Source organism: Saccharothrix texasensis (assembly GCF_003752005.1).
In the GTDB taxonomy this organism is placed as follows: Bacteria; Actinomycetota; Actinomycetes; order Mycobacteriales; family Pseudonocardiaceae; genus Actinosynnema; species Actinosynnema texasense.
The window spans coordinates 4,504,329-4,526,269 of the sequence record NZ_RJKM01000001.1 but is presented as its reverse complement, the minus strand read 5'-3'; the positions used below and the strand labels follow the sequence as shown (position 1 = coordinate 4,526,269).

At 72.2% G+C, this 21,941-nt stretch carries 24 protein-coding genes and 1 tRNA gene; 6 read left to right on the top strand and 19 right to left on the bottom strand.

From position 1 onward, the window contains the following. Window positions 1–49 precede the first annotated feature (49 nt). Window positions 50–123, top strand: a tRNA-Leu gene (locus EDD40_RS19210). A gap of 170 nt (window positions 124–293) precedes the next feature. On the opposite strand, the gene EDD40_RS19205 is transcribed toward EDD40_RS19210, so the two are convergent. The 11 genes from EDD40_RS19205 to EDD40_RS19155 all read right to left on the bottom strand — a co-directional run bounded on the left by EDD40_RS19205 (window position 294) and on the right by EDD40_RS19155 (window position 10,457). After that, window positions 294–1,922 (bottom strand): DUF885 domain-containing protein, encoded by a 1,629-nt coding sequence (locus EDD40_RS19205; RefSeq protein ID WP_123744147.1) that lies wholly within the window; start codon window positions 1,920–1,922, stop codon window positions 294–296. 53 nt (window positions 1,923–1,975) lie between these two features. Then, the gene (locus EDD40_RS19200) at window positions 1,976–2,623 is read right to left on the bottom strand and encodes a LuxR C-terminal-related transcriptional regulator (protein WP_123744146.1); all 648 of its coding nucleotides are present in this window, start codon (window positions 2,621–2,623) and stop codon (window positions 1,976–1,978) included. Continuing rightward, window positions 2,575–3,852 carry a sensor histidine kinase gene (locus EDD40_RS19195; RefSeq protein WP_123744145.1) on the bottom strand — a complete coding sequence of 426 codons (1,278 nt, stop codon included), beginning with the start codon at window positions 3,850–3,852 and terminating at the stop codon, window positions 2,575–2,577. Before EDD40_RS19195 ends, EDD40_RS19200 begins: the two co-directional genes overlap by 49 nt. Before the next feature lie 58 nt (window positions 3,853–3,910). Continuing rightward, the gene (gene pqqB / locus EDD40_RS19190; protein ID WP_123744144.1) at window positions 3,911–4,786 is read right to left on the bottom strand and encodes a pyrroloquinoline quinone biosynthesis protein PqqB; all 876 of its coding nucleotides are present in this window, start codon (window positions 4,784–4,786) and stop codon (window positions 3,911–3,913) included. Further along, window positions 4,783–5,847 (bottom strand): pyrroloquinoline quinone biosynthesis protein PqqE, encoded by a 1,065-nt coding sequence (gene pqqE / locus EDD40_RS19185; protein WP_123744143.1) that lies wholly within the window; start codon window positions 5,845–5,847, stop codon window positions 4,783–4,785. Before pqqE ends, pqqB begins: the two co-directional genes overlap by 4 nt. Beyond that, window positions 5,840–6,109, bottom strand: a complete 270-nt coding sequence (gene pqqD, locus EDD40_RS19180) for a pyrroloquinoline quinone biosynthesis peptide chaperone PqqD (protein ID WP_123748133.1) — start codon at window positions 6,107–6,109, stop codon at window positions 5,840–5,842. The genes pqqE and pqqD overlap by 8 nt, the downstream gene beginning before the upstream one ends. 11 nt (window positions 6,110–6,120) lie before the next feature. Beyond that, a complete protein-coding gene (gene pqqC, locus EDD40_RS19175) occupies window positions 6,121–6,840 on the bottom strand; it encodes a pyrroloquinoline-quinone synthase PqqC (RefSeq protein ID WP_123744142.1) in 720 nt (239 codons plus the stop codon). A gap of 92 nt (window positions 6,841–6,932) precedes the next feature. Further along, a complete protein-coding gene (gene pqqA / locus EDD40_RS19170; protein ID WP_123744141.1) occupies window positions 6,933–7,028 on the bottom strand; it encodes a pyrroloquinoline quinone precursor peptide PqqA in 96 nt (31 codons plus the stop codon). Window positions 7,029–7,106: 78 nt separating this feature from the next. Next, window positions 7,107–8,270 (bottom strand): polysaccharide deacetylase family protein, encoded by a 1,164-nt coding sequence (locus EDD40_RS19165; RefSeq protein ID WP_123744140.1) that lies wholly within the window; start codon window positions 8,268–8,270, stop codon window positions 7,107–7,109. A 67-nt stretch (window positions 8,271–8,337) separates the two neighbouring features. After that, a complete protein-coding gene (locus EDD40_RS19160; RefSeq protein WP_246037733.1) occupies window positions 8,338–9,045 on the bottom strand; it encodes a class F sortase in 708 nt (235 codons plus the stop codon). Continuing rightward, complete coding sequence (locus EDD40_RS19155; RefSeq protein WP_123744139.1) at window positions 9,042–10,457, bottom strand: MSCRAMM family protein; 1,416 nt, start codon at window positions 10,455–10,457, stop codon at window positions 9,042–9,044. The genes EDD40_RS19160 and EDD40_RS19155 overlap by 4 nt, the downstream gene beginning before the upstream one ends. A 249-nt stretch (window positions 10,458–10,706) precedes the next feature. Between EDD40_RS19155 and EDD40_RS19150 the strand changes: the two genes are divergently transcribed. Then, window positions 10,707–11,507, top strand: coding sequence for a Bax inhibitor-1/YccA family protein (locus EDD40_RS19150; protein ID WP_123748131.1), 801 nt, complete (start codon window positions 10,707–10,709; stop codon window positions 11,505–11,507). 172 nt (window positions 11,508–11,679) lie between these two features. On the opposite strand, the gene EDD40_RS19145 is transcribed toward EDD40_RS19150, so the two are convergent. The 3 genes from EDD40_RS19145 to EDD40_RS19135 are packed head-to-tail and all read right to left on the bottom strand — an operon-like array spanning window position 11,680 to window position 14,004. Next, window positions 11,680–11,892, bottom strand: coding sequence for a hypothetical protein (locus EDD40_RS19145; protein ID WP_123744138.1), 213 nt, complete (start codon window positions 11,890–11,892; stop codon window positions 11,680–11,682). 55 nt (window positions 11,893–11,947) lie between these two features. Beyond that, window positions 11,948–13,168 (bottom strand): acetyl-CoA C-acetyltransferase, encoded by a 1,221-nt coding sequence (locus EDD40_RS19140; RefSeq protein WP_123744137.1) that lies wholly within the window; start codon window positions 13,166–13,168, stop codon window positions 11,948–11,950. Window positions 13,169–13,224: 56 nt separating this feature from the next. After that, on the bottom strand, window positions 13,225–14,004 hold the full coding sequence (locus EDD40_RS19135; protein WP_123744136.1) for an SGNH/GDSL hydrolase family protein: 780 nt from the start codon (window positions 14,002–14,004) through the stop codon (window positions 13,225–13,227). A gap of 98 nt (window positions 14,005–14,102) precedes the next feature. Between EDD40_RS19135 and EDD40_RS19130 the strand changes: the two genes are divergently transcribed. The 3 genes from EDD40_RS19130 to EDD40_RS19120 all read left to right on the top strand — a co-directional run bounded on the left by EDD40_RS19130 (window position 14,103) and on the right by EDD40_RS19120 (window position 18,038). Then, window positions 14,103–15,473 (top strand): cystathionine beta-synthase, encoded by a 1,371-nt coding sequence (locus tag EDD40_RS19130; protein WP_123744135.1) that lies wholly within the window; start codon window positions 14,103–14,105, stop codon window positions 15,471–15,473. 172 nt (window positions 15,474–15,645) lie between these two features. Continuing rightward, entirely contained in the window at window positions 15,646–16,791 is a 1,146-nt protein-coding gene (locus EDD40_RS19125) for an RDD family protein (protein ID WP_123744134.1), read from the top strand. Between the two features lie 95 nt (window positions 16,792–16,886). Continuing rightward, window positions 16,887–18,038, top strand: coding sequence for a cystathionine gamma-synthase (locus EDD40_RS19120; protein ID WP_123744133.1), 1,152 nt, complete (start codon window positions 16,887–16,889; stop codon window positions 18,036–18,038). Between the two features lie 267 nt (window positions 18,039–18,305). Here EDD40_RS19120 and EDD40_RS19115 read toward each other — a convergent pair whose 3' ends face one another. The 3 genes from EDD40_RS19115 to hppD form a co-directional block, all read right to left on the bottom strand. Next, complete coding sequence (locus EDD40_RS19115) at window positions 18,306–18,578, bottom strand: DUF2277 domain-containing protein (protein ID WP_123744132.1); 273 nt, start codon at window positions 18,576–18,578, stop codon at window positions 18,306–18,308. A gap of 31 nt (window positions 18,579–18,609) precedes the next feature. Beyond that, window positions 18,610–18,840 (bottom strand): hypothetical protein, encoded by a 231-nt coding sequence (locus tag EDD40_RS19110; protein WP_123744131.1) that lies wholly within the window; start codon window positions 18,838–18,840, stop codon window positions 18,610–18,612. 195 nt (window positions 18,841–19,035) lie between these two features. Further along, entirely contained in the window at window positions 19,036–20,217 is a 1,182-nt protein-coding gene (hppD, locus tag EDD40_RS19105) for a 4-hydroxyphenylpyruvate dioxygenase (RefSeq protein ID WP_123744130.1), read from the bottom strand. Window positions 20,218–20,292: 75 nt separating this feature from the next. Here hppD and EDD40_RS19100 point away from each other — a divergent pair, with 75 nt between their 5' ends. Further along, window positions 20,293–20,787, top strand: coding sequence for an Lrp/AsnC family transcriptional regulator (locus tag EDD40_RS19100; protein ID WP_123744129.1), 495 nt, complete (start codon window positions 20,293–20,295; stop codon window positions 20,785–20,787). A 56-nt stretch (window positions 20,788–20,843) separates the two neighbouring features. Here the strand turns inward: EDD40_RS19100 and greA are convergent, their stop codons facing one another. After that, window positions 20,844–21,338: a transcription elongation factor GreA gene (gene greA, locus EDD40_RS19095; protein ID WP_053719387.1), complete on the bottom strand. Its 495-nt coding sequence runs from the start codon at window positions 21,336–21,338 to the stop codon at window positions 20,844–20,846. 185 nt (window positions 21,339–21,523) lie between these two features. After that, on the bottom strand, window positions 21,524–21,934 hold the full coding sequence (locus EDD40_RS19090) for a DUF4307 domain-containing protein (protein ID WP_123744128.1): 411 nt from the start codon (window positions 21,932–21,934) through the stop codon (window positions 21,524–21,526). Between the last annotated feature and the right edge of the window lie 7 nt (window positions 21,935–21,941).

Here is a 21,941-nt window from a genome sequence, read left to right as displayed (position 1 = left end):
CTTCTGAAGTAGCCCCACGAACGCTCGGTAACCGCTTAGGCTCCCCGCTGCCCCCGTAGCCCAACCGGTAGAGGCAGGCTCCTTAAAAGAGTCACAGTACGGGTTCGAATCCCGTCGGGGGCACGTTCGGCGCCACAGAGACCTCACCCATCTGCCGGGTGAACCCAAAACGGTGCGTCGTGCCGGTCAGCCTGGAGTCACCCGATCGGGCCCCGCGAACGCGATGCGGTATGCCGTGAACGGCATACCGCATCGGACGAGTCGCGAGGTCCGATCGGATGACTCGCGCGAGTTCAGCGGTCGCGGATCCATTCCGCGACCACTTCGCCCAACACCGCCAGCGGCAGCGGCCCGCCGCCGAGCAGCAGGTCGTGGAACGCGCGGATGTCGAAGCGCTCGCCCAGCGCCTCCTCGGCCGCCGCCCGCAGCCGCAGGATCTCCAGCCGGCCGACCATGTAGGCCAGCGCCTGGCCGGGCGCGGCGATGTAGCGGTCGACCTCGTTCTCGATCTCCACCAGCGCCAGCGGCGTGTTCTCGCGCAGGTACTCGACGGCCCGCGCGCGGCTCCACCCGTGCGCGTGCAGGCCGGTGTCCACCACGAGCCGCCCGGCGCGCATCGAGTCCATCGCCAGCATCCCGAGCCGCGCCACGTCGCCGGAGTACAGGCCCATCTCGTCGGCCAGCCGCTCGGTGTAGAGGCCCCAGCCCTCCAGGTACGCGGTGACGTGCGCGACGCGGCGCAGCACCGGCAGCTCGGTGAGCTGCTGCGCCAGCGTGATCTGGAAGTGGTGCCCCGGCACGGCCTCGTGGAACGCGATCGCCTCGGCCTGGTAGCGGAACCGCTCCTCGACCCGGTGGGTGTTCGCGTAGTACGTGCCCGGCCGCAGCCCGTCCGGGGTCGGCGGCGAGTAGTAGGCGATCGGCGCGCCCGGCGCGTCGGCGGCGGGCACCGGCTCGACCCGGCAGCGCTGCTCGGGCACCCGGCCGAACCAGCGCGGCGCGGCCTGCTCCGCCCTGGTCACGGCCTTGCGGGCGGCGGTGATCAGCTCGTCCTCGGTGCTCCAGCGCAGGGCCGGGTCGGTGCGCATCCGCTCCAGCACCTCGGCCACGTCGGACGTGCCGAACACGCGGCGGCCCAGCTCGGCGTACTCGGCGGCCAGGCCGGCCATCACGTCCAGGCCGGTCTGGTGCAGCTCCTTGGGCGTGCGGTCGGTCGTCGTCTGGACCCGCGTGAGCGCCGCGTACGCCGTCTCGCCGCCGGGCAGCCACCCCAGGCCCACCCGGTCGTCCGGGCGGCCCTGGATGCCCGCCACCACGTCCCGGTAGGCGGCGAACGCGGGCCGCACCACGTCGGCCAGCAGGCGTGCCCGCTCGGCGTCGAACGCCTCGCTGCCCGCCGGTCGGGCCAGCGGGTCCTCGTCGGCCGCGAGGTAGCGGTCCAGGTGCGCCACGGCGGCGTCCACGAGGTGCTGGACGGGCGTGCGGCCGGCCGCCGCGCCCGCGAGCTGCCGCTCGGCGATCCGGCGCAGGAAGTCGGGCACCGCGGCGAGCCGGTCCAGGTAGGCCCGCTCGGACTCGGGGCCGGACAGCACGGTCGTCGGCATGACCGCGAGCACCTCGCCCGCCGGCGCGAAGAACGAGTCGGTGATCGTGTACTCGACGCCCAGCGCGTCGATCTCGTCCACGACCGCCTCGGCCTGCTGGATGACCACCGCGCGCGTCACCGGGTCGTCGTCCGCGGGCAGAGCGCGCGCCCGGTCGGCGATGTCGAGAGCCCGAGCACGGGTGGATTCCTCGGTCTCCGCCCGGTGGTCGGCGAGCAGGTGGTCGTATCCCGGCACGCCGTAGACGGTCGCGCCCAACGGCCCCCGCGAGAACATCAGGTCGAGCAGTTCGTCGGCCAACTCCGCCGTCGTGCCCATGCGCACCCCCTGGTCGTCGTGAAACCAAGATGGTACTTAGCCTAAGAAACGATTTACACCCGGTCCAAATACGCCAGCACGGCGAGCACGCGCCGGTTGTCGTCCTCGGACATCGGCAGGTCCAACTTGCCGAAGATGTTCGCGATGTGTTTGCCGACGGCTTTCTCGGTGACGAACAGCCGGCCGGCGATCGCGCCGTTGGAACGGCCCTCCGCCATCAGCGACAGCACTTCCCGCTCACGCGGGGTCAACGTGGTCAGCGGCTGGTCCCGCGCGCCGCGCGCGAGCAGTTGGTCGATGACCTCGGGATCCATCGCGGTGCCGCCGCCGGCGACCCGGCGAATGGCGCTCACGAACTGCTTCACGTCCGACACGCGGTCCTTGAGCAGGTAACCCACCGCCCCGCCCCGGTCGGACAGCAGCTCGCGCGCGTAGAGCTGCTCCACGTACTGCGAGAGCACCAGGACCGGCAGGCCCGGCACCCGCTTGCGGGCCTCGATCGCGGCGCGCAGGCCCTCGTCGGTGAACGTCGGCGGCAGGCGGACGTCGACCACCGCCACGTCCGGGCGGTGGTCGACCAGGGCCTTGAGCAGGGCGGGACCGGAGTCGACCGCCTCCACCACGTCGAAGTCGTAGGCCTTCAGGAGCCGGATCAGCCCGTCCCGGAGGAGGACGAGGTCTTCACCGAGGACAACTCGCACGGCAGCTCCATGGTCACGATGGTCGGCCCGCCCACCGGGCTCGCGATGCCGAGTGTGCCGTCGAACGCGGCCAGCCGGCGCTCGATCCCGCGCAAGCCGCCGTTCTCCGACGGCTCCGCGCCGCCCCGCCCGTTGTCCCCGATCATCAGCGACAACCGGCCGTCGTCGTGCCGCACCCGCACCCACGCGTCGGTCGCACCGCTGTGCTTGGCCACGTTCGTCAACGTCTCGGCCACCGCGAAGTACGCGGCCGACTCGACCGGCGCCTCCGGCCGGCCCGCCAGGTCCAGGTCCACCTCCACCGGCAGCGGGTGGGCCAGCGCCAACGCGCGCAGCGCCCCGTCCAGCCCCCGGTCGGCCAGCACCGGCGGGTGGATGCCGCGCACCAGGTCCCGCAGCTCCGCCAGCGCCTGGGTGGAGGACTGGCGCGCCTCGGCCAGCAGCTCCTGCGCCGCCCGCGGGTCGCGGGCCAGCAGCTCCTCGGCCATGCCGAGGTTCAGCCCGAGCGCGACCAGCCTGGCCTGCGCGCCGTCGTGCAGGTCCCGTTCGATCCGGCGCAGCTCGGCGGCCTGCGCGTCGACGGTGTCGGCCCGCGAGTCGGCCAGCACGCGCACCCGGTCGGTGAGGGCGGCGGTGGCGCCGGGCGCGAGCATCGACCGGGCGACGGTCGCGTGCAGCCGGGCGGCGCGGGGCGTGGCCCACCACGCCAGCACCAGGAAGGCGATGCCGAGCAGCGGCGCGAACACGAAGTTGCCCGGGGTGTCGCGGTCGACCAGCACGTACTCGACGTCGCCCCGGTCCAGCCAGATCACCGGCATCACGAACCCGAGCACGCCGTTGATCCAGAACCCGACCGGCAGCACGCCGCAGAGGACGCCGACGATCGCGTTGACGGGCAGGAACGCGAGGTCGCGCCACGTCGCCGGGTCGGTGGCGATGGTGCGGACCCTGGTCATCGGGCCCCGGTTCGCCGGCGTCCGGTACGGCGCCGGGATCTCCACCTCCAGCACCCGCGAGGCCCAGCGGCGGTAGAAGCCGGTGTAGTGGCGGCTCAGCGCGGTGAACACCAGCAGCAGGGGCACGCCGACGGTCACCAGGATCAGCGGGTAGGTGTGGAGCTGCAGCGGGATCAGCGCCAAGCCGGCCACGCACAGCGGTGTCCGGGCCAACCCCAGTCCTGCCTGCGTCAGCCGGGTACGGGCGGCGCGCACCAGGTCGTGGTCCGTCATGGCGGGGATTCTTCCGGCTCGCCCCGGGCAAATCGGTGGGTTTAACCCCCCAAAGCGCTCAGAGATCGATCACGGCGCCGTCCGCGACGACCTCCACGCCCGCCTCGGTGATCCTCGCGTGCTCCGGCGACGCCGGGTCCAGCACCGGGTTGGTGTTGTTGAGGTGGGTGTAGATCCGCCGGGTCGCCGGGTGCCCGCGCAGCTCCGGCAGGCTGTCCGCGATCGGCAGGTGGCCCATCGCGGCCTGCCCGCTCGGCCTGCCGGTGGCCGCGCCCATCTCCGACGGCGCGTAGAAGGTGCCGTCCAGCAGCACCACGTCCGCCTCCGCCACCAGCTCGTCGAACCCGGCCGGCCACGACGCCAGGCACGGCGCGTACAGCAGCACCCCGCCGGTGGCCGGGTCGCGGAACCGGTAGGCCACCACCCAGTGCTCCGCCGCCGGCGGCTCGGCGGCGTAGCGCGGTCGCTTGCCGCTCACCGGGAACGCGGTGACCTCCAGCCCGCCGGTCAGCGCGAGCACCTGCCCGGCCGCCACGGGCCGCCACGACCACTCGCCGTAGGCGGCCAGCACGGCACGCGTGGGTTCGAGCGCGTGCAGCACGGCCGCGGGCCCGTGCACCCGCAGCCCCGACGCGCCGCGCAGCACCGCCAGGCCCAGCGTGTGGTCGAGCTCGGCGTCGGTGAACAGCACGCCGCGCACGGGTGTGTCCCGCGGGCCGGGGCCGGGCGCGAGCGCGGGGGTGGCGGCGAGCTGCGCGCCGATGTCCGGTGAGGCGTTGACCAGCCACCAGTCCACGCCGTTCCCGCTCACCGCCAGGGCGTCCTGCGTGCGCGCGGGCAGCTCGCCGGCCCGCACCGCCGTGCACGGCCCGCACGCGCAGTTCCACTGCGGCACACCGCCACCGGCGGCCGTGCCGAGCACCACGGCCCTCACCGCACGACCCCCCGGTGCTCGACCACCTCGGCCGGCGCGCCCGCGAGGATCAGGTCGACCACGCCCCGGTGCGGCGACAGCGTGCACACCGGGTCGGTCGCCGACGCGTCGCCGGTCAGCTGGAACGCCTGGCAGCGGCACCCGCCGAAGTCCAGCTCGCGGCGGGCGCACGACCGGCACGGGTCGCGCATCCAGTCGAAGCCGCGGAAGGCGGTGAACGCGGGCGAGGTGTGCCAGATGTCGGCCAGCGCCCGGTCCTTCACGTTCTCCACGCCGAGCCCGTCGATCACGCCCGCCGCCGGGCACGGCAGCACGTCGCCGTTGGGCGCCACGGTCAGCTGCCGCGCGCCCCACCCGTGCATGCACGGCTTCGGGTGCGCCTCGTGGTAGTCGGCGATCACGTACACGATCTCCATCGCCGACCGGGCCTGCGCGGCGGCCACCACCTCGCCGGCCCGCGCCAGCTGCTCCTTCGTGGGCAGCAACGCGGCCCGGTTGCGCAGCGCCCAGCCGTAGTACTGGGTGTTGGCCAGCTCCAACCGGTCCGCGCCCAGGCGCTCGGCCAGCGCGACGATCTCGCCGACGTGGTCGAGGTTGAGCCGGTGCAGCACCACGTTCACGGTCAGCGGCAGCCCGGCGCCCCGGACCGCCTCGGCGGCGCGGAGCTTGGCCTCGAACGCCCTCACCCCGGCGATCCGGTTCGAGCCGGCCTCGTCCGCGTCCTGCACGGACAGCTGCACGTGGTCCACGCCGCGCAGCCCGGCCAGCCGCTCGGGGGTCAGGCCGAGGCCGCTCGTCACCAGGTTCACGTAGCAGCCGAGCCCGGCCGCGTGCCCGACCAGCTCCGGCAAGTCCTTGCGCGCCAGCGGTTCGCCGCCGGACAGGTGGATCTGAAGCACGCCCAGCGCGCGCGCCTGGTCGAAGACGTCGCGCCACCGCGCGGTGTCCAGCTCGTCGTCGCGGCGGGCCAGGTCGACCGGGTTGGAGCAGTACCCGCAGCGCAGCGGGCACCGGTGGGTCAGCTCGGCGAGCAGCCCGAACGGCGCGTCCGCCTCACCCATCGACGTCCACCACCCGGCGCGCCACCAGCCGTGCGACGAGCTCGGCCACGTCGTCCGCCTCCACCCCGTCGAACTCCTCGGCCAGCCGGCGCGCGATGCCCTCGACGGACGTGCGCCCGTCGCACAGCCCGACCACCGCCGCCGCGGTCTCGTTGAGCACCAGCACGCCTTCCGGGAACAGCACCACGTGGCTGTCCCGGGTGTCGTCGTAGGCCGTCTTCACGCCCCGGTGCAGGCGCGGCACCGCGTCCCAACCCGTCATGGCCGGCTCCGTCATGAGTAGTAGTCCACGGCGTCCAGCACCGCTCGCAGCACGTCGCACTTGAACGCCAGCGCGGCGACCGCCGCCTCCTGCTGCTCGCGCGTGCGGCAGTTGCGCACCACGATGTCCACAGTGGACTTCCCTTCGTCGGCGACCACCTCGAGCCGGGCGGTGAAGTAGGCGAAGCCCTCCTCGGCGATCCACGGGTAGTGCTCGCGCATGTCCACCAGCCGGCGCGCCATCAGGCCGCGGGAGAACATCTCGGTCAGCCCGGAGGCCACCGCCTCCACCCACGGCCTGGTGCGGGCGAACGTCACGTAGGCGTCCACCGCGAACCGCACGCCCGGCAGCACGTGCCGCTCGTCGAGCACCTCCTCGCGGGTCAGCCCGACGGCCTCGGCCAGGCGCAGCCAGTTCTCCACCCCGCCTTCTCCGGGCCGGTCATCGCCGGGCCCGCCGCCGTCGTGCCAGACGATCCGCTCCCGCCACACCCGCCGGACCTCGACGTCCGGGCAGTTGGCCAGGATCGCCGCGTCCTTGCGCGGTATCGCCTGCTGGTAGTACCAGCGGTTGGCCGCCCACAGCTGAAGCTCGTGCTTGCCCAGCCGGCCCTCGTGCAGCCGGAGGTGGAAGGGGTGGCGGTCCCAGTAGCGGGGTGACAGGGCGCGCAGGCGCGCGGTGAACTCGGCCGGCGTCAACGTCGTGGCGCCGGACGTCTCGGGGGTGGGCACAGCGGTGGGGCACCTCTCGGGTACGCGGGCGCCGCGCCCCGCCGACGCGCGGCCGGCGGACCCGGCGGCGGGCGGGACGCGACGTGGCGGGCTCAGCTGCGAGCGGCGTAAGCGGTGACTTCCATGGGGGTGTCGACGTCCCGGAAATCGGGCTTGACCCAGGTGCGCTTCTCGGGCTCGGTGCTCATGCGCTCTACTCCTCGGATGCGTGGTGCTTCTCCGTGGGGCGGCGGTAACCCACCGTAGAGCTTGCGGCGGCTACCGCGCTAGTTCCAGTTCCGTGCGGCGGGCATGCGCCTCAACTGTTCCAGCACCACCGGATCCTGCAACTGCATCCACTGGATCACCTCTGTATAGGTGGCGCACACCGTTTCGGGCTTGACACACACCTCGCCGAGGAACCCCTCCACCGCGTTGCTGAACGCGCCGCCCGCCCACTCGTTGAAGTGGTTGCCGATCACGATCGGCGCGCGGTTGCCGTTGAGCGCGGCCTGGTGCACCGAGCGGTACGTGTCCAGCACGATCCGGGTGTAGTCGCCGGCCCGGTCCGGCTCGTCCTTGGCGCCGTTGAGCGCGAACCAGAGGTTGAAGTCCATCATCACGACCTGCTTGCCCAGCGCGGGCACGCGGACCTCCGGCATGGGGAACTCCCACAGGCCCTCGTGCACGAACGGCCACACCACGCCGAGGCTCACGTGGCTGGTGTCGTAGGCCAGGCCGTGGCCGCGCATGGCCGGGAACGCCTGGCCCCACTGCCCCTCCAGGCACGGCGTGCGCCCGCCGCGCACGGCCGCCGGGTCCAGCTTGAACCCCTGCTGCCGCGCCTTCTCCAGGATCGCGAAGAACTGGTCGAGCTCCCGGTTCCACTGCTCGGTGTTCCAGTTGCCGACGTTCGGCTCGTCGCCGACGCAGTAGTGGCCGTTGTAGTGCGTGCCGATCTCGTGCCCCGCGTCGATGGCCGCGTTGAGGTAGCCGATCCGCAGCTCGACGTCCGCGCGGGTGCCGCCGAACCCGATGGACGAGTAGCCCGCCTGGTGCCCCGGGCCGGTGTAGTTGCCGGCGTCGGCGTCCGGCAGCAGGTAGACACCCGACAGCAGGCCGGTGACGTGCGCGTTCACCTGCTCGGCGATCGGCATGACCCGGTCCCAGTGCGGCTTGGACGCGGCGCCGTCGAACGAGAACAGCACGAACTGCGGCGGTTTCTCGCCGGGCTGCATGCGCCGCATCCACGCGGGCGGCGCGGCCGAGGCGGGCACGGCGGGCGCGGCGGCGGCGCTGGTGCTGCTGGTCGTGCGCGGCGCCATCGGCAGCGGTGCGGCCAGGTCGCCCACGTCGTGCCCCGGTCTGGGCTCACGGGCTCCCAGGACGGCCAGCACCACCAGGGTGAGTGCCAGCGCGACGCCCGTGCTCAGCCAGCCCCATCGCTTCACACCCCCAAGACGACGGGAAGTAGCCGGAGGTTGCCTCGCGGTGACGCGACTACCACCCGTGACCGGGTCACGCCACCGGAGTGGCGGTCACGACCTGGTTCTCCTCGTAGCCGGTGTCGCCGCCGACCCACCGCCCGCCGCACGTCACCAGCACCAGCCGGTGCCCGCCGCGCGGGCCGAACAGCTCCACCGCCCGGGACGGCAGGGCCTCCTTGCGGACCGCCTCGACCCGGCTCACCCGGAACCGGAAGGTCCGGCCGGCCGTGTCGACCACGGTCACCTCCTGCCCGACCGCCATCCGCCACAGCTCGTCGAACGGCCCGGTCACGCCCTTCCAGTCCACGTGCCCGGCCAGCACGGTCGCGCCCTCGGCCGCGCCGAGGTCGACGCCCCACCACGTCGCCTCGCCGACGCCCTCCGGGATCGGCAGCGCGCCGGCCGCGGTGACCTCCTCGCGCACCAGCGTGGCCAGCCCGCCCTCGGGCAGCCGCACCGTCCCCGGCTGCTGCCGGGGCGGGTCGGCGGGCGGGGGAGCCGCGGTGGTCGTCGCGGCGCTCGTCGCGGGCGGTGGCGTCGCGGGCCGGTTCGCGCCGGCCGGCATGCCTGCCAGGTCCACACCGCGTCCCGAGCGCGCGCTGTCGCCCAACGGGTGCGGCACGACGGCGTCACCGGGGACGGGCCGGCCCGCGAGCACCACGTCCGGCGCCTGGGTGGAGACGAGCGCGGCGGAGGCGAGCAGAGCCGCCACCGCCGCGCCGGTCAGCAGTGCCTTCACGACCGCGAGGTCGCCCGTCGCCGGACCAGGAGACCGACCAGCGCCGCGCCGAGCAGCACCACGCCGCCGAACCCGACCAGCGCCCCGGCCGACACCTCGCTGGTGTACGCGGCCTTCGCGACCACGCCGGCGCCCTGGGACCCGGCGGCGATCGTGATCGGGACGACCGGCTTGTCCGGCTTGTTGGTCAGCGCCAGCGCCAGCGTCTGGCCCGCTTCGACGGTCCCGCACACCTTGGGCGGCGCGTTGGGGTCGAAGAACTCCTCGTAGCCCTTGGCCGGCGCGACCTCGATCAGGCAGACCTCCTGCGGGGTGCGCAGGTCGGGCACGGTCGCGGTCCCGTCGGCGGCGGTCTGGAGCACCAGCGGCGTGCCCTCGGGCCCGGTCAGCCCGGTGTCGTCCTGCCGCTTCGCGGGCGTCGAGCCGTCGGCCGAGGTCACCTTCAGCGCCACGCCCGCGATCGCCTTGCCGGTCTCGGCGTCGGTCTTGGCGACCTTCACCACGCCCGGCGGGGTCTTCGCGGTCGTCGACGCGTTCGCGGTCAGCTTCTTCTCGCCGCCCGTGGTGACGATCCGCTGCATGTTGTCGTCGGCCGGGATCTGCACCTTGGGCCGGTCGGCGGGGCTGTCCAGCTTCACCGTGAACGACGGGTTGGGCCCGGTCGGCACCACCTTCACCGCGAGCGACTCGCCGTCCGCGGACGTGGTCAGCTCACCGGTCGCGGCGCCGGACTCCAGCGTCGCGTCGGTCAGCTCCACGCTCAGCGGCGCGCCGGCCACCTGGCCGCCGTCGGTCTTGGTGATGTCCACCACCCACGTGTCGGGGGTGCCGATGACCTGCTCCTTCTCCGGAGCGGTCACCTTCGCCGCCCACGGGCCGCGGTTGGCCGCCGCCTCCGCCTCCAGCCGGCCCACCGCCTGCTGGGCCTGGCCGAAGCGGCCGAGCTGCTGGAAGTGGAAGTCGGCGTTGTAGGCGATGTGCCGGAAGTCGCTGTTCGGGTCGAGGGAGATGCCCCGGGCCGGGTCCTCGCGCGCCGTCCACGTGTGCAGCAGGTGCGCCAGCGCCGCCGACTCGTCAGCCGACTGGGTGTTCGAGTACCTCAACAGGAGGTACGAGATGCTGCCCGCCACGTCGTCGGGCAGCCGCGCGCCGCCCTTGGTGAGCAGCTCGTCGCCTTCCCGGTACTCGACGGAGCTGTCCGGGGCGAGCAGCGAGTACTGCACGCACCACACCTGCCGGCCGCGCCAGAGGTACGAGCCGAGCCAGTCCCCGCCCGCGGGCTTGCCGCGGTAACCCTGCGGGTCGGTCTCGTAGCCGATGCCCTCCTGCGCCTGCGCCCCGGCTGTCACGGGCGCCGCCAGCAGCGTCAGACCGGCCGCGAGCACCGCGCCGGCGAGTCGTCTCCAAGCCATGATGTCCTGAACCCCTCGGGCGCGCCGGTGGGCGTCGCCGGTCGGTGAGAGCTGCCGGCACTGAGCCTTACGGGTCCGAGATCACGTCGACAAGCCACCAGCGGGGTGGAACGCCGACTACGCTCCGCAGCGCGGGGTGTGGATTCGAGATCGACAGTCCGAGTAAAGTCGCTTTTACCCGACGGGAACCGATCGACTCGTGTGGTCGTTGAACCCCGTGACGGCGTCAGCACGCCACAGGAGGACGAGGTGCGTACCACCAGCAACCCCGCGTTCCGCAACCTGCCGACCAGCGGCGGTAGCGGTAACTACGCAGGCTTCGGCCAGCCCTACGAGGCGCAGCAGTACGGCGGCTACCAGGGCGCGCCGCCCACCACCGGCGAGCGGCCCATCACGATCGACGACGTGGTCACCAAGACCGCGACGACGCTCGGTGTGGCCATCCTCACCGGGTTCGTCTCGGCGTGGCTGGTGCTCTCCGGCCAGGTCGCGCCGTTCGCGCTCGCGGTGCCCGGCATGCTCATCGGGCTGGTCCTGGCCCTGATCATCATCTTCAAGCGCACGCCGAGCGGCCCGATGGTGCTCGCCTACTCGGCGGCGGAGGGCGTGTTCCTCGGCGCCATCACCGGCGTGTTCGAGTCGATCTTCCCGGGCATCGCCTGGCAGGCGATCCTGGGCACGTTCGGCGTGTTCGGCGCGATGCTCGTGGTCTACAAGACGGGCGCGATCCGCGTCACCCCGCGCCTGACCAAGTGGATCATCGGCGCGACCGTCGGCGCGGCCGTGCTCATGCTCGGCAACCTGGTCATGGGCATGTTCGGCGTGAACATGGGCCTGCGTGACGGCGGCACCCTGGCGATCGTCTTCAGCCTGGTGGTCATCGGCATCGCGGCGTTCAGCTTCCTGCTGGACTTCGAGGCGGCCAACGAGATGATCCGCGGCGCGCTGCCCGCCAAGTACGCCTGGCTCGCCGCGTTCGGCCTGATGACCACGCTGGTCTGGCTGTACCTGGAGATCCTGCGCCTGCTGTCGTACTTCCAGAACGACTAGTCGCACCCGCACCCGAAGGGCGCCCCCGGCCACCGCCGGGCGGCGCCCTTCGCGCTCTCCACCCCAACCGCGTGAGTCCTACCTCCAGAACGCGCGTGTCCTACGTTCGGAACACGTGTGTCCTACGTTCGGAACACCCGAGTTGAACACTCGGACGCGCCCGGTCGGGCGTTCAGCCGCGCCAGGTGTGGTCGTCCTCCATCGCCGAACCGACCTCGACCAGGCACGGCACGCACAACGCCCCGCTCCGCGACCGCAGCACGTGCTCCGGCGGCACGGAGTGGGCGCACGCCGCCTCGAAGTACGCCTCCGAGGCCTGGTGCGCGGTGAAGGCGTGGCACAGCCGGTCGTACCCGCTGTGCCACCACTCGTACGGCATCGCCACCCCGACCTCCCCTGCTCAAAGGTAGGACGAGGGGTAACAGTAATCGTGACGCGGTTCAGCTCAACCGTTCGAGGACCATCGCCATGCCCTGGCCGCCGCCGACGCACATGGTCTCCAGGCCGAACTGCTTGTCGTGGAACTGCAGCGAGTTGATCAGCGTCGTGGTGATCCGCGCGCCGGTCATCCCGAACGGGTGACCCACGGCGATCGCGCCGCCGTTGACGTTGAGCCGGTCCAGGTCGATGCCCAGGTCGCGGTAGGACGGGATGACCTGCGCCGCGAACGCCTCGTTGATCTCCACCAGGTCGATGTCCGAGATCGACATCCCGGCCAGCGCCAGCGCCCGCTTGGACGCCTCCACCGGCCCGAGCCCCATGATCTCCGGCGACAGCCCGGACACGCCGGTCGACACGATCCGCGCCAGCGGCGTGATGCCCAGCTCCTTCGCCCTCACGTCGCTCATGATCACGAGCGCCGCCGCGCCGTCGTTCAACGGGCAGCAGTTGCCCGCCGTCACGCGCCCGTCCGGCCGGAACACCGGCTTGAGCCCCGACACGCCCTCGATCGTCACGCCGGGCCGCGGGCCGTCGTCGGTCGACACGACCGTGCCGTCCGGCAGCGTCACGGGCGTGATCTCGCGCGCCCAGAAGCCGTTGGCGATGGCCTTCTCGGCGAGGTTCTGCGACCGCACGCCGAACTCGTCCATCTCCTGCCGCGTCACGCCCTTGGCCAGCGCGAGGTTCTCCGCGGTCTGGCCCATGGCGATGTAGATGTCGGGCAGCTGCCCGTTCACCCGCGGGTCGACCCACTCCGACGCCCCGGACTCCGCCACGGCCGCCGTGCGGGCCCCGGCCTCGGCGAACACCGGGTTGTGCGTGCCGGGCCACGAGTCGGACGACCCGCGCGCGAAGCTCGACACGGTCTCCACGCCGGCGCTGATGAAGACGTCGCCCTCGCCGGCCTTGATCGCGTGCAGCGCCATCCGGGTCGTCTGCACGCTCGACGCGCAGTAACGGGTCACGGTGGTGCCCGGCACGTTGTCGTACCCGGCCAGCACCGACACCACGCGGCCCATGTTGAAGCCCTGCTCGCCGCCGGGCAGGCCGCAGCCGAGCATGAGGTCGTCGATGTCGTGGGGGTCGAGCTGCGGGACCTTCGCCAGCGCGGCCTTGAGGACCTGCACGGTCAGGTCGTCGCCACGCACGTCCTTGAGCGAGCCCTTGCCCGCGCGCCCGATGGGCGACCGGGCGGCGGAGACGATCACGGCCTCAGGCATTACGGAACTCCTTTGTTTCGCCGCAACGTGTGACGTGCAGCCTAGTTAACGCCCGTTCAGCGCGGCCACCACTCGTGACGAAGGACGCCGCACAGCGGCGCCAGCAGGATCGACGTCGCCGCCTCGTACCCGGCCGCGCTCGGGTGGAACCGGTCCCGGCTGAAGTAGTCGGCGTGCCGCGCCCGGAACTCCGCCGCGAGCAGGTCGCCCAGCGCCACCGCCACGCCGCCCGCCCGTTCCACCTCGACCCGCTGCGCCCGCGCCAGCCGCCGCGACCACTCCCGCGCCACCGACCGCGCCGGCTCCGGGATCGGCCGCACCGTGCCCAGGTCGGGGCACGTGCCGACGACCACACCCACCCCCGCCGCGCGCAGCCGCCGCACCTGCGCGCCCAGCAACGCCGCCGACCCCGGGATGGACAGCCGCGTGGTCACGTCGTTCCCGCCGATGATCACCAGCGCCACGTCCGGCGGGTCGGCCACCACCCGGTCCACCTGCGCCGCCAGGTCGCGCGACGTGGACCCGGAGATCGCGTGCGTCTCCAGCCGCACGGGCGCGCCCACCTCGTCGGCCAACCCCGTCGCCAGCACCACGCCCGGCAGCTCGGCCGGGTCGTCCACCCCGAGCCCGGCCGCCATCGAGTCGCCCAGCACGGCGAACCGCACGGGCGTCCCGGCGCCGTCCCCGTAGACGCCGTCGGCGCGCAACGGCGGCGCCTCGGGCGCCCCGATCACCACCCGCGCCCGCCGCGACTGCTCGCTGACCAGCCCGTACGCCACCCCGGTCAACCCGCCCAACACCCCCGCGACCAGCGCGAGGAGCCGAAACCCCCGCATCGGACCCTCCACTCTCCCGATGCCCATCGTCCACCGGGCCGAACCCACCGCCACCCATATACGCTCAGCGAGTCATCTCAAGAAGTGGAAGGTCCGTCGTGGAGTACGTCGAGAGCGTCGTAGACCTGGTCGGCAACACGCCGCTGGTGAAGCTGAACGCGGTGGCCGAGGGCCGCCGGCCGCTCATCCTCGCCAAGGTCGAGTACCTCAACCCCGGCGGCAGCGTGAAGGACCGCATCGCGCTGCGCATGGTCGAGGCGGCCGAGCGCAGCGGCGAGCTCAAGCCCGGCGGCACGATCGTCGAGCCCACCTCGGGCAACACCGGCGTCGGCCTGGCGCTCGTGGCCCAGCGGAAGGGCTACAAGTGCGTCTTCGTCTGCCCGGACAAGGTCAGCGTGGACAAGCGCAACGTGCTCAAGGCCTACGGCGCCGAGGTCGTGGTGTGCCCGACGGCGGTCGCGCCGGAGCACCCCGACTCCTACTACAACGTCTCCGACCGCCTGGTCGCCGAGATCCCCGGCGCGTGGAAGCCCAACCAGTACGCCAACCCGGAGAACCCGGCCAGCCACTACCACGGCACCGGTCCGGAGGTGTGGCGGCAGACCGACGGCCGGATCACGCACTTCGTCGCGGGCGTCGGCACCGGCGGCACCATCTCGGGCACGGGCAGGTACCTCAAGGAGGTCTCCGAGGGCCGGGTGAAGGTCATCGGCGCGGACCCCGAGGGCTCGGTCTACTCCGGCGGCACCGGCCGGCCGTACCTGGTGGAGGGCGTCGGCGAGGACTTCTGGCCGGACGCCTACGACCGGACCGTGTGCGACGAGATCGTCGCGGTGAGCGACAGCGACTCGTTCGAGATCACCCGGCGCCTGGCCCGCGAGGAAGGGCTGCTCGTCGGCGGCTCGTGCGGCATGGCGGTCGCGGCGGCGCTGCGGGTCGCCGAGACCGCGGGCCCGGACGACGTGATCGTGGTGCTGCTGCCCGACGGCGGGCGCGGCTACCTGTCGAGCGTGTTCAACGACAAGTGGATGGCGCAGTACGGCTTCCTGTCGCCCGACACCTCCGGCGCGACGGTCGGCGACGTGCTGCGCCGCAAGGACGGCACGGTGCCCGACCTGGTGCACGGCCATCCGAACGAGACGGTCGCCGAGGCGGTCGCGATCATGCGCGAGTACGGCGTCTCCCAGATGCCGGTCGTCAACGCCGAGCCGCCGGTGATGGCCGCCGAGGTGGCGGGCGCGGTCAACGAGCGGGACCTGCTCGACGCGCTGTTCACCGGCAAGGCGCAGCTGACCGACCGGCTCGACCGGCACATGTCGTTGAAGCTGCCCACGATCGGCGCGGGCGAGTCGATCAGCTCGGCCATGGCGGCACTGTCCTCAGCGGACGGTGCGCTGGTGCTCGAGGACGGCAAGCCGGCCGGAGTCGTCACCCGGCAGGACATCCTGGGTTTCCTCGCCGGTCGCTGACCGGACGCCCGCCGGACGCCGATTCCCCGCCGGACCGCTGTCGACGTGTCCCGATCCTCGTCGCGGATCGGGACAGGTTGACCGGTTGTGCGTGGCCGGGGGGATCGCATCCGCTAGCGTTGGCCACCGACTCATACACCTACGGCCCGTGCCAAGGGGGTTGGAAACTCCGATGAACGCTCCGCAGCCGCCAGGAAACCAGCAGTTCGGCGGTCACAACCAGCAGGAGCAGGGGCAGGGTGCCCAGCCCTCGAACGCCGACGCGACCCAGGTCGTGCCCGGCGGCGGCCAGCCCCCTGCCTTCCCGCCGCCGGAGGCGACCCAGGTCGTGCCCTCCGGACCGCAGCAGGTCCAGCCGAACCCGGACGCGACCCAGGTCGTGCCGCCGGGCGCGACGCAGCAGCCCGGGTCCAACCCGTACGGTCAGCCGGCGCAGCAGCCCGGTTCCGGCGCGTTCCCGGCCCAGCCCGGCTCCGGCGGGTTCCCGGCGCAGCAGCCGCCCCAGTACGGCCAGCAGCCGCCGCAGCAGTACGGCCAGCAGCCGCCGCAGCAGTACGGCCAGCAGCCGCCGTCGAACCCGTACGGGCAGCCGCAGCAGAACCCGTACGGCCAGCAGCCGCCGTCCAACCCGTACGGCCAGCCGCAGCAGAACCCGTACGGCCAGGCGCCCGCGTCGAACCCCTACGGCCAGCCGCAGCAGCAACAGCAGCAGGCGTGGGCCGCGCAGGCCGCGTACGCCGCGCAGCCCGCTTACGGCGCGCCCGCGGGCGGTTACGCGGAGTGGGGCAGCCGCGCGGTCGGCTTCCTCATCGACTACTTCGCGCCCGGCCTGATCGTCGGCGTCCTGGCCGGCATCGGCGCGGCGACCGGCGACCCGACGATCTACCTGATCCTCAGCGGCATCGGCTACCTGGGCCTGCTCGGTTTCATCATCTACAACTCCTGGTACCTGGCCGGCACCACCGGCCAGTCGATGGGCAAGAAGATCGCGAAGATCAAGCTCATCAAGGAGGAGACGGGGCAGCCGATCGGTTTCGGCAACGCCTTCGTGCGCCACCTGTGCCACTTCGTCGACTCGCTGCCCTGCTACGCGGGCTGGTTCGCGCCGCTGTGGGAAGCGAAGAAGCAGACGTGGGCCGACAAGATCATGGGCACCATCGTGGTCAACGCCCCCGAGGGCGCGGCTCCCGGCGGCTACCCCGGCGGCGGCTACGGCCAGCCGCAGGCCAACCCGTACGGCCAGGCGCCCGCGTCGAACCCGTACGGCCAGCCGCAGCAGCAGAACCCGTACGGCCAGCAGCCGCCGCAGCAGTGGTGACCTAGGTCGGACACCGGTTCACCCGTTTCACCCGACCGCCCGTCGGCCTTCCGGTCGACGGGCGGTTGCTTTTTACCCCGCCGTACCCTAGGTGCATGACGGACACCGGCCCCTACGGTTTCGCGACCAGGGCTATCCACGCCGGGCAGGACCCCGACCCGACCACCGGCTCGGTCATCGTGCCGATCCACGCCACCTCGACCTACGCGCAGGACGGCGTCGGCGGTCTGCGCGGCGGGTTCGAGTACTCCCGCACCGGCAACCCGACCCGCGCCGCGCTGGAGGAGTGCCTGGCGGCGCTCGAAGGCGGGCGGCACGCCCGCGCGTTCGCCTCCGGCATGGGCGCGACCGACACGGCCCTGCGCGCGATGTGTCGTCCCGGCGACCACGTCGTCATCCCGAACGACGCCTACGGCGGCACGTTCCGGCTGATCGACAAGGTGCTGTCGCACTGGGGCGTCGAGCACACGCCCGCGCCGCTGTCCGACGTCGACGCGGTGCGCGCGGCGATCCGGCCGAACACCAAGGTCGTGTGGATCGAGACGCCGACCAACCCGCTGCTCAACATCGCCGACATCGCGCTGCTCGCGCAGGTGGCGCACTCGGCGGGCGCGCTGCTCGTGGTCGACAACACGTTCGCCTCGCCGTACCTGCAGAGCCCGCTGGAGCTGGGCGCGGACGTCGTGCTGCACTCGACGACCAAGTACGTCGGCGGGCACTCCGACGTCATCGGCGGGGCGTTGATCACGTCGGACGACGAGCTCGACGCGCAGTTCGGGTTCCTGCAGAACGGCGCGGGCGCCGTGCCGGGACCGTTCGACGCGTGGTTGACCCTGCGGGGCATCAAGACGCTCGAAGTGCGCATGGAGAAGCACTCGGACAACGCCGAGAAGGTCGTCGAAGCCCTGGTCAGGCACCCGAAGGTGACGCACGTGTACTACCCGGGCCTGCCCGAGCACCCCGGCCACGAGATCGCGGCGAAGCAGATGCGCCGGTTCGGCGGGATGATCTCGTTCAGCGTGGCGGGCGGCGAGGAGGCGGCGCTGCGCGTGTGCGCCCGCACCAAGCTGTTCACCCTGGCCGAGTCGTTGGGCGGCGTCGAGTCCCTGATCGAGCACCCGGGCCGGATGACCCACGCCAGCACCGCGGGCTCGCTCCTGGAGGTGCCCGCCGACCTGATCCGCCTGTCCGTGGGCATCGAATCGGCCGACGACCTGGTCGCCGACCTCCTGACCGCCCTGGACTGACCCGAGAGTCCAACGTCCGGAACGCGCGAGTCCTACGTTCACGTCACGCGTGTCCTACGTTCGGAACACCCGAGTTGAACACTCAGCACGGCCGAACCCCGCGTCCAGTCACCTCGGGCGCGGGGTTCGTGCTGCGCTGAACGTTCAACTCGGGGTGCCTGAACGTAGGACTCACGCGTTCCGAGCGTAGGACTCACGCGTTCTGAACGTAGGACACGCGCGTTCTGGAGGTAGGACACGCGCGGCGGGAAGGTACGACTCTCGCGGTCAGCGGGGGCCGAAGCGGGCGGCGGAGCGTTCCTTGGCCTTGGCGGCCTCGATCTCGCGGTCACGGGGCGGGGCGTGCGTGACCAGCGACTCCAGCAGCACGCGGGTGGCCTCGGCCACCGCCTCGACGGCCGCGTCGAACGCCTCCTGGTTCGCCGCCGACGGGCGCGTGGCCCCGCTCACCTTCCGCACGTACTGGACGGCCGCCGCGTGGACCTCGTCCTCGGTGGCGGGCGGTTCGAAGTTGTGGAGCACCCTGATGTTGCGACACATGGGTCCACTATCGCCCAAACGCGCGCGGACGTCAGGGCTTGACGTCGTACCGGGCGTTCTCCACCCGCGGCACGGCGGGCAGCTCGTGCCCGTCGACGCACCCGCCGACGAACTCCACCATCCCGTCGCGCTCGACGAACCGGCCCGAGTCCGCGCACCCCGCGTGGGCCACGGTGAAGAAGGCCGCGCCGGTCAGCGCCACGGCCGTGGCCAGCGCGCCGACGAGCGGGAGCACCGCGGTGACCCGTGCCGCCAGCGCCATGCCACCCTCCAGGTGAATGCTGTGTGAGATATCCCCGCACCGAGAGTACCGGTCCCGGCGCGTGCGGTACGGCCTTCCTCACGGTTCCGACAGGAACCCGAAGCGGACGGGCCGGCCCGGGGGTGCCCGGACCGGCCCGTCGCCGGCACAACGCGGAGCTCCACCCGACGGTTCCCGCCGGGGAGGAAGCGGTGGCTAGAGGTTGCCGCGACGCTCCTGCTCGCGCTCGATCGCCTCGAACAGGGCCTTGAAGTTGCCCTTGCCGAAGCCGAGCGACCCGTGCCGCTCGATCAGCTCGTAGAACACGGTCGGCCGGTCGCCGATCGGCTTGGTGAAGATCTGCAGCAGGTAGCCGTCCTCGTCGCGGTCGACCAGGATGCGGTGCTCCTTGAGCACCTCGATCGGCACCCGCACCTCGCCGATGCGCGCCCGCAGCTCCGGGTCGTCGTAGTAGGAGTCCGGCGTCTCCAGGAACTCCACGCCCGCCGCGCGCATCGCGGTCAACGTGGCCACGATGTCGTTGGTCGCGAGCGCGATGTGCTGCACGCCGGCGCCCTCGTAGAACTCCAGGTACTCGTCGATCTGCGACTTGCGCTTGGCCACGGCGGGCTCGTTGAGCGGGAACTTCACCCGGTGGTTGCCGTTGGAGACGACCTTGCTCATCAGCGCCGAGTAGTCGGTGGCGATGTCGTCGCCGATGAACTCCGCCATGTTCACGAAGCCCATCACCCGGTTGTAGAACTCGACCCAGTGGTCCATCCGGCCGAGCTCGACGTTGCCCACGCAGTGGTCGACCGCCTGGAACAACCGCTTCGGCGCGCCCGCGGGCCGCACGACCGTGCTCTCCCGCGCCTCGTACCCGGGCAGGTAGGGACCGCGGTACTTCGACCGGTCGACCAGCGTGTGGCGGGTCTCGCCGTAGGTCGCGATGGCCGCGGTCCGGACGGTGCCGTGCTCGTCGGTGAGGTCGTGCGGCTCCACGAGGACGGTCGCGCCCTGCGCCCGCGCGTGCTCGACGCACCGGTCGACGTCGGCGACCTCCAGCGCGAGGTCCACCACGCCGTCACCGTGCTTGCGGTGGTGGTCGAGCAGCGGGCTGTCCGGCCGCACGCCACCGTTGATCACGAACCGCGCCGAGCCGGACTTGAGCACGAAGGACTTGTGGTCCCGCTGCCCGGTCTCCGGTCCGGCGTAGGCGACGAGCTGCATCCCGAAGGCGACCTGGTAGAACCAAGCGGTCTGGGTCGCGTTGCCGACCACGAAGACCACGGCGTCCATCGAGCGGACGGGGAACGGGTCGCGCGTCCCGTCGTAGTCGACCAGGCCCACAAGTTGGCGGAGCTGGTCGTAGCTCACGTCGTCAAGCTGCTGCGTCATGCCTCACAGGATGTGCGTGCCTGGTCAGGGTGAGCAACAGTCATCGATTTCACTGGTCGTTCTGTACAGTGAAATATGCCTTCGGACGCGCAAGCTGAACACTCTGACCAGGCCGTGGACGCTCTGGACGCACGGCTGTTGCTGCTGCTCACCGACGAGCCGAGGCTGGGCGTGCTGGAGTGCTCACGGCGCCTGGGCGTGGCCCGCGGCACGGTGCAGGCCCGGCTGGACCGGCTGGTGGCGCGCGGCGTGCTGACGGGCTTCCCGCCCGCGCTCGACCTGGCCGCGATGGGCTACGGGCTGACGGCGTTCGCCGTGCTGGAGATCGCCCAGGGCCGGCGGCACGAGGTGTCGCAGGGGCTGGCCGCGATCAACGAGGTGTGCGAGGTGCACGCGACGACGGGGCCGGGTGACCTGTTCGCGCGGGTCGTGGCCCGGTCCAACGCCGACCTGCAACGGGTGATCGACTCGATCGTGGACGTGCCGGGCGTGCAGCGCCTGTCCACGTCGATCGCGCTGTCCACGCCGGTGCCGCCCCGCGTGCGGCCCCTGCTGGAACGGGTCACGTGACCCGACAGCAGAAGGGCGGCCACCCCGCGTGGTGGCCGCCCTCCCGGTGTCTGGGGTCAGCCGGCGTACGGCACGGCCTTGATCAGCGTGACTTTCATCGTGCTGCCGTTGGGCAGCTCGTACTGGCGGGCCTCGCCCTCCTTCGCGCCGAGCAACGCCTTGCCCAGCGGCGACGACGGGGAGTAGACCTCGAGGGCGCCGTGCGCGCCCTCCTCACGGGTGGCGAGCAGGAACTCCTCCGTCTCGTCGTCCCCGTCGTAACGCACTGTGAGCACCATGCCGGGCGCCGCGACGCCCGTCACCGTGGGCGCCTCGCCGACCTTGGCGACCCTCAGCAGCTCCTGGAGCTGGCGGATGCGGGCCTCCTGCTTGCCCTGCTCCTCACGGGCCGCGTGGTACCCGCCGTTCTCGCGGAGGTCACCCTCCTCGCGACGCGCGTTGATCTCCGCAGCAATGACCGGGCGATTCTCGATCATCTCGTCCAGCTCCCCCTTGAGCCGGTCGTAGGCCTCCTGGGTCAGCCAGGTCACCTCAGTGTCGCTCACGGTCACCAACTCCTCGTCTTGCTCCGGCCCACGGCGTGGGCTGGCAGTTCCCGGGCGCACCAGCCCGGAACGGAAAAACACGGCCCGCGTCGGGGCCGTGCTGAAAGGCCAGAGTAACAGACACAGAACGTTCAACGACGGCGTTTTGTTCCCGGATCCGCCACTAAACCCGCAGATCACCCGCTTGGCCGCTACCTCGTGGACAGGTACGCCGGAACCTGGTACGAGCAGCCGAACACCTCACCGGTGACGGGTGGTTTGGACGTCCGCAGCACCGTCGTGGCGCGCACCGTGCCGGCTCCCGGCTCGACCAGGACCTCCCGCCGGCCGGCCTCGTCGCCGTCCCCGGAACGCGCGCGCACGATGCACACCACGGACTGCTCCGGCGTCTGCCTGACCACCTCGAACGTGATCTCGACCGTGCTGTCGTCCACCACGGTGAACGCCGTCTGCTTGGCCTCGACGGGCATCGTGCCGAGGTTGCGGTAGCCGACCCACGCGACGACCCCGCCCACCAGCACCGCGATCACGGGGAGTGACCACCGCGCCCACCTGGGCAGGGACCTGCGCGGTGTGCCGTACCGACCCTCCGGCAGTGCCACTGTCCAA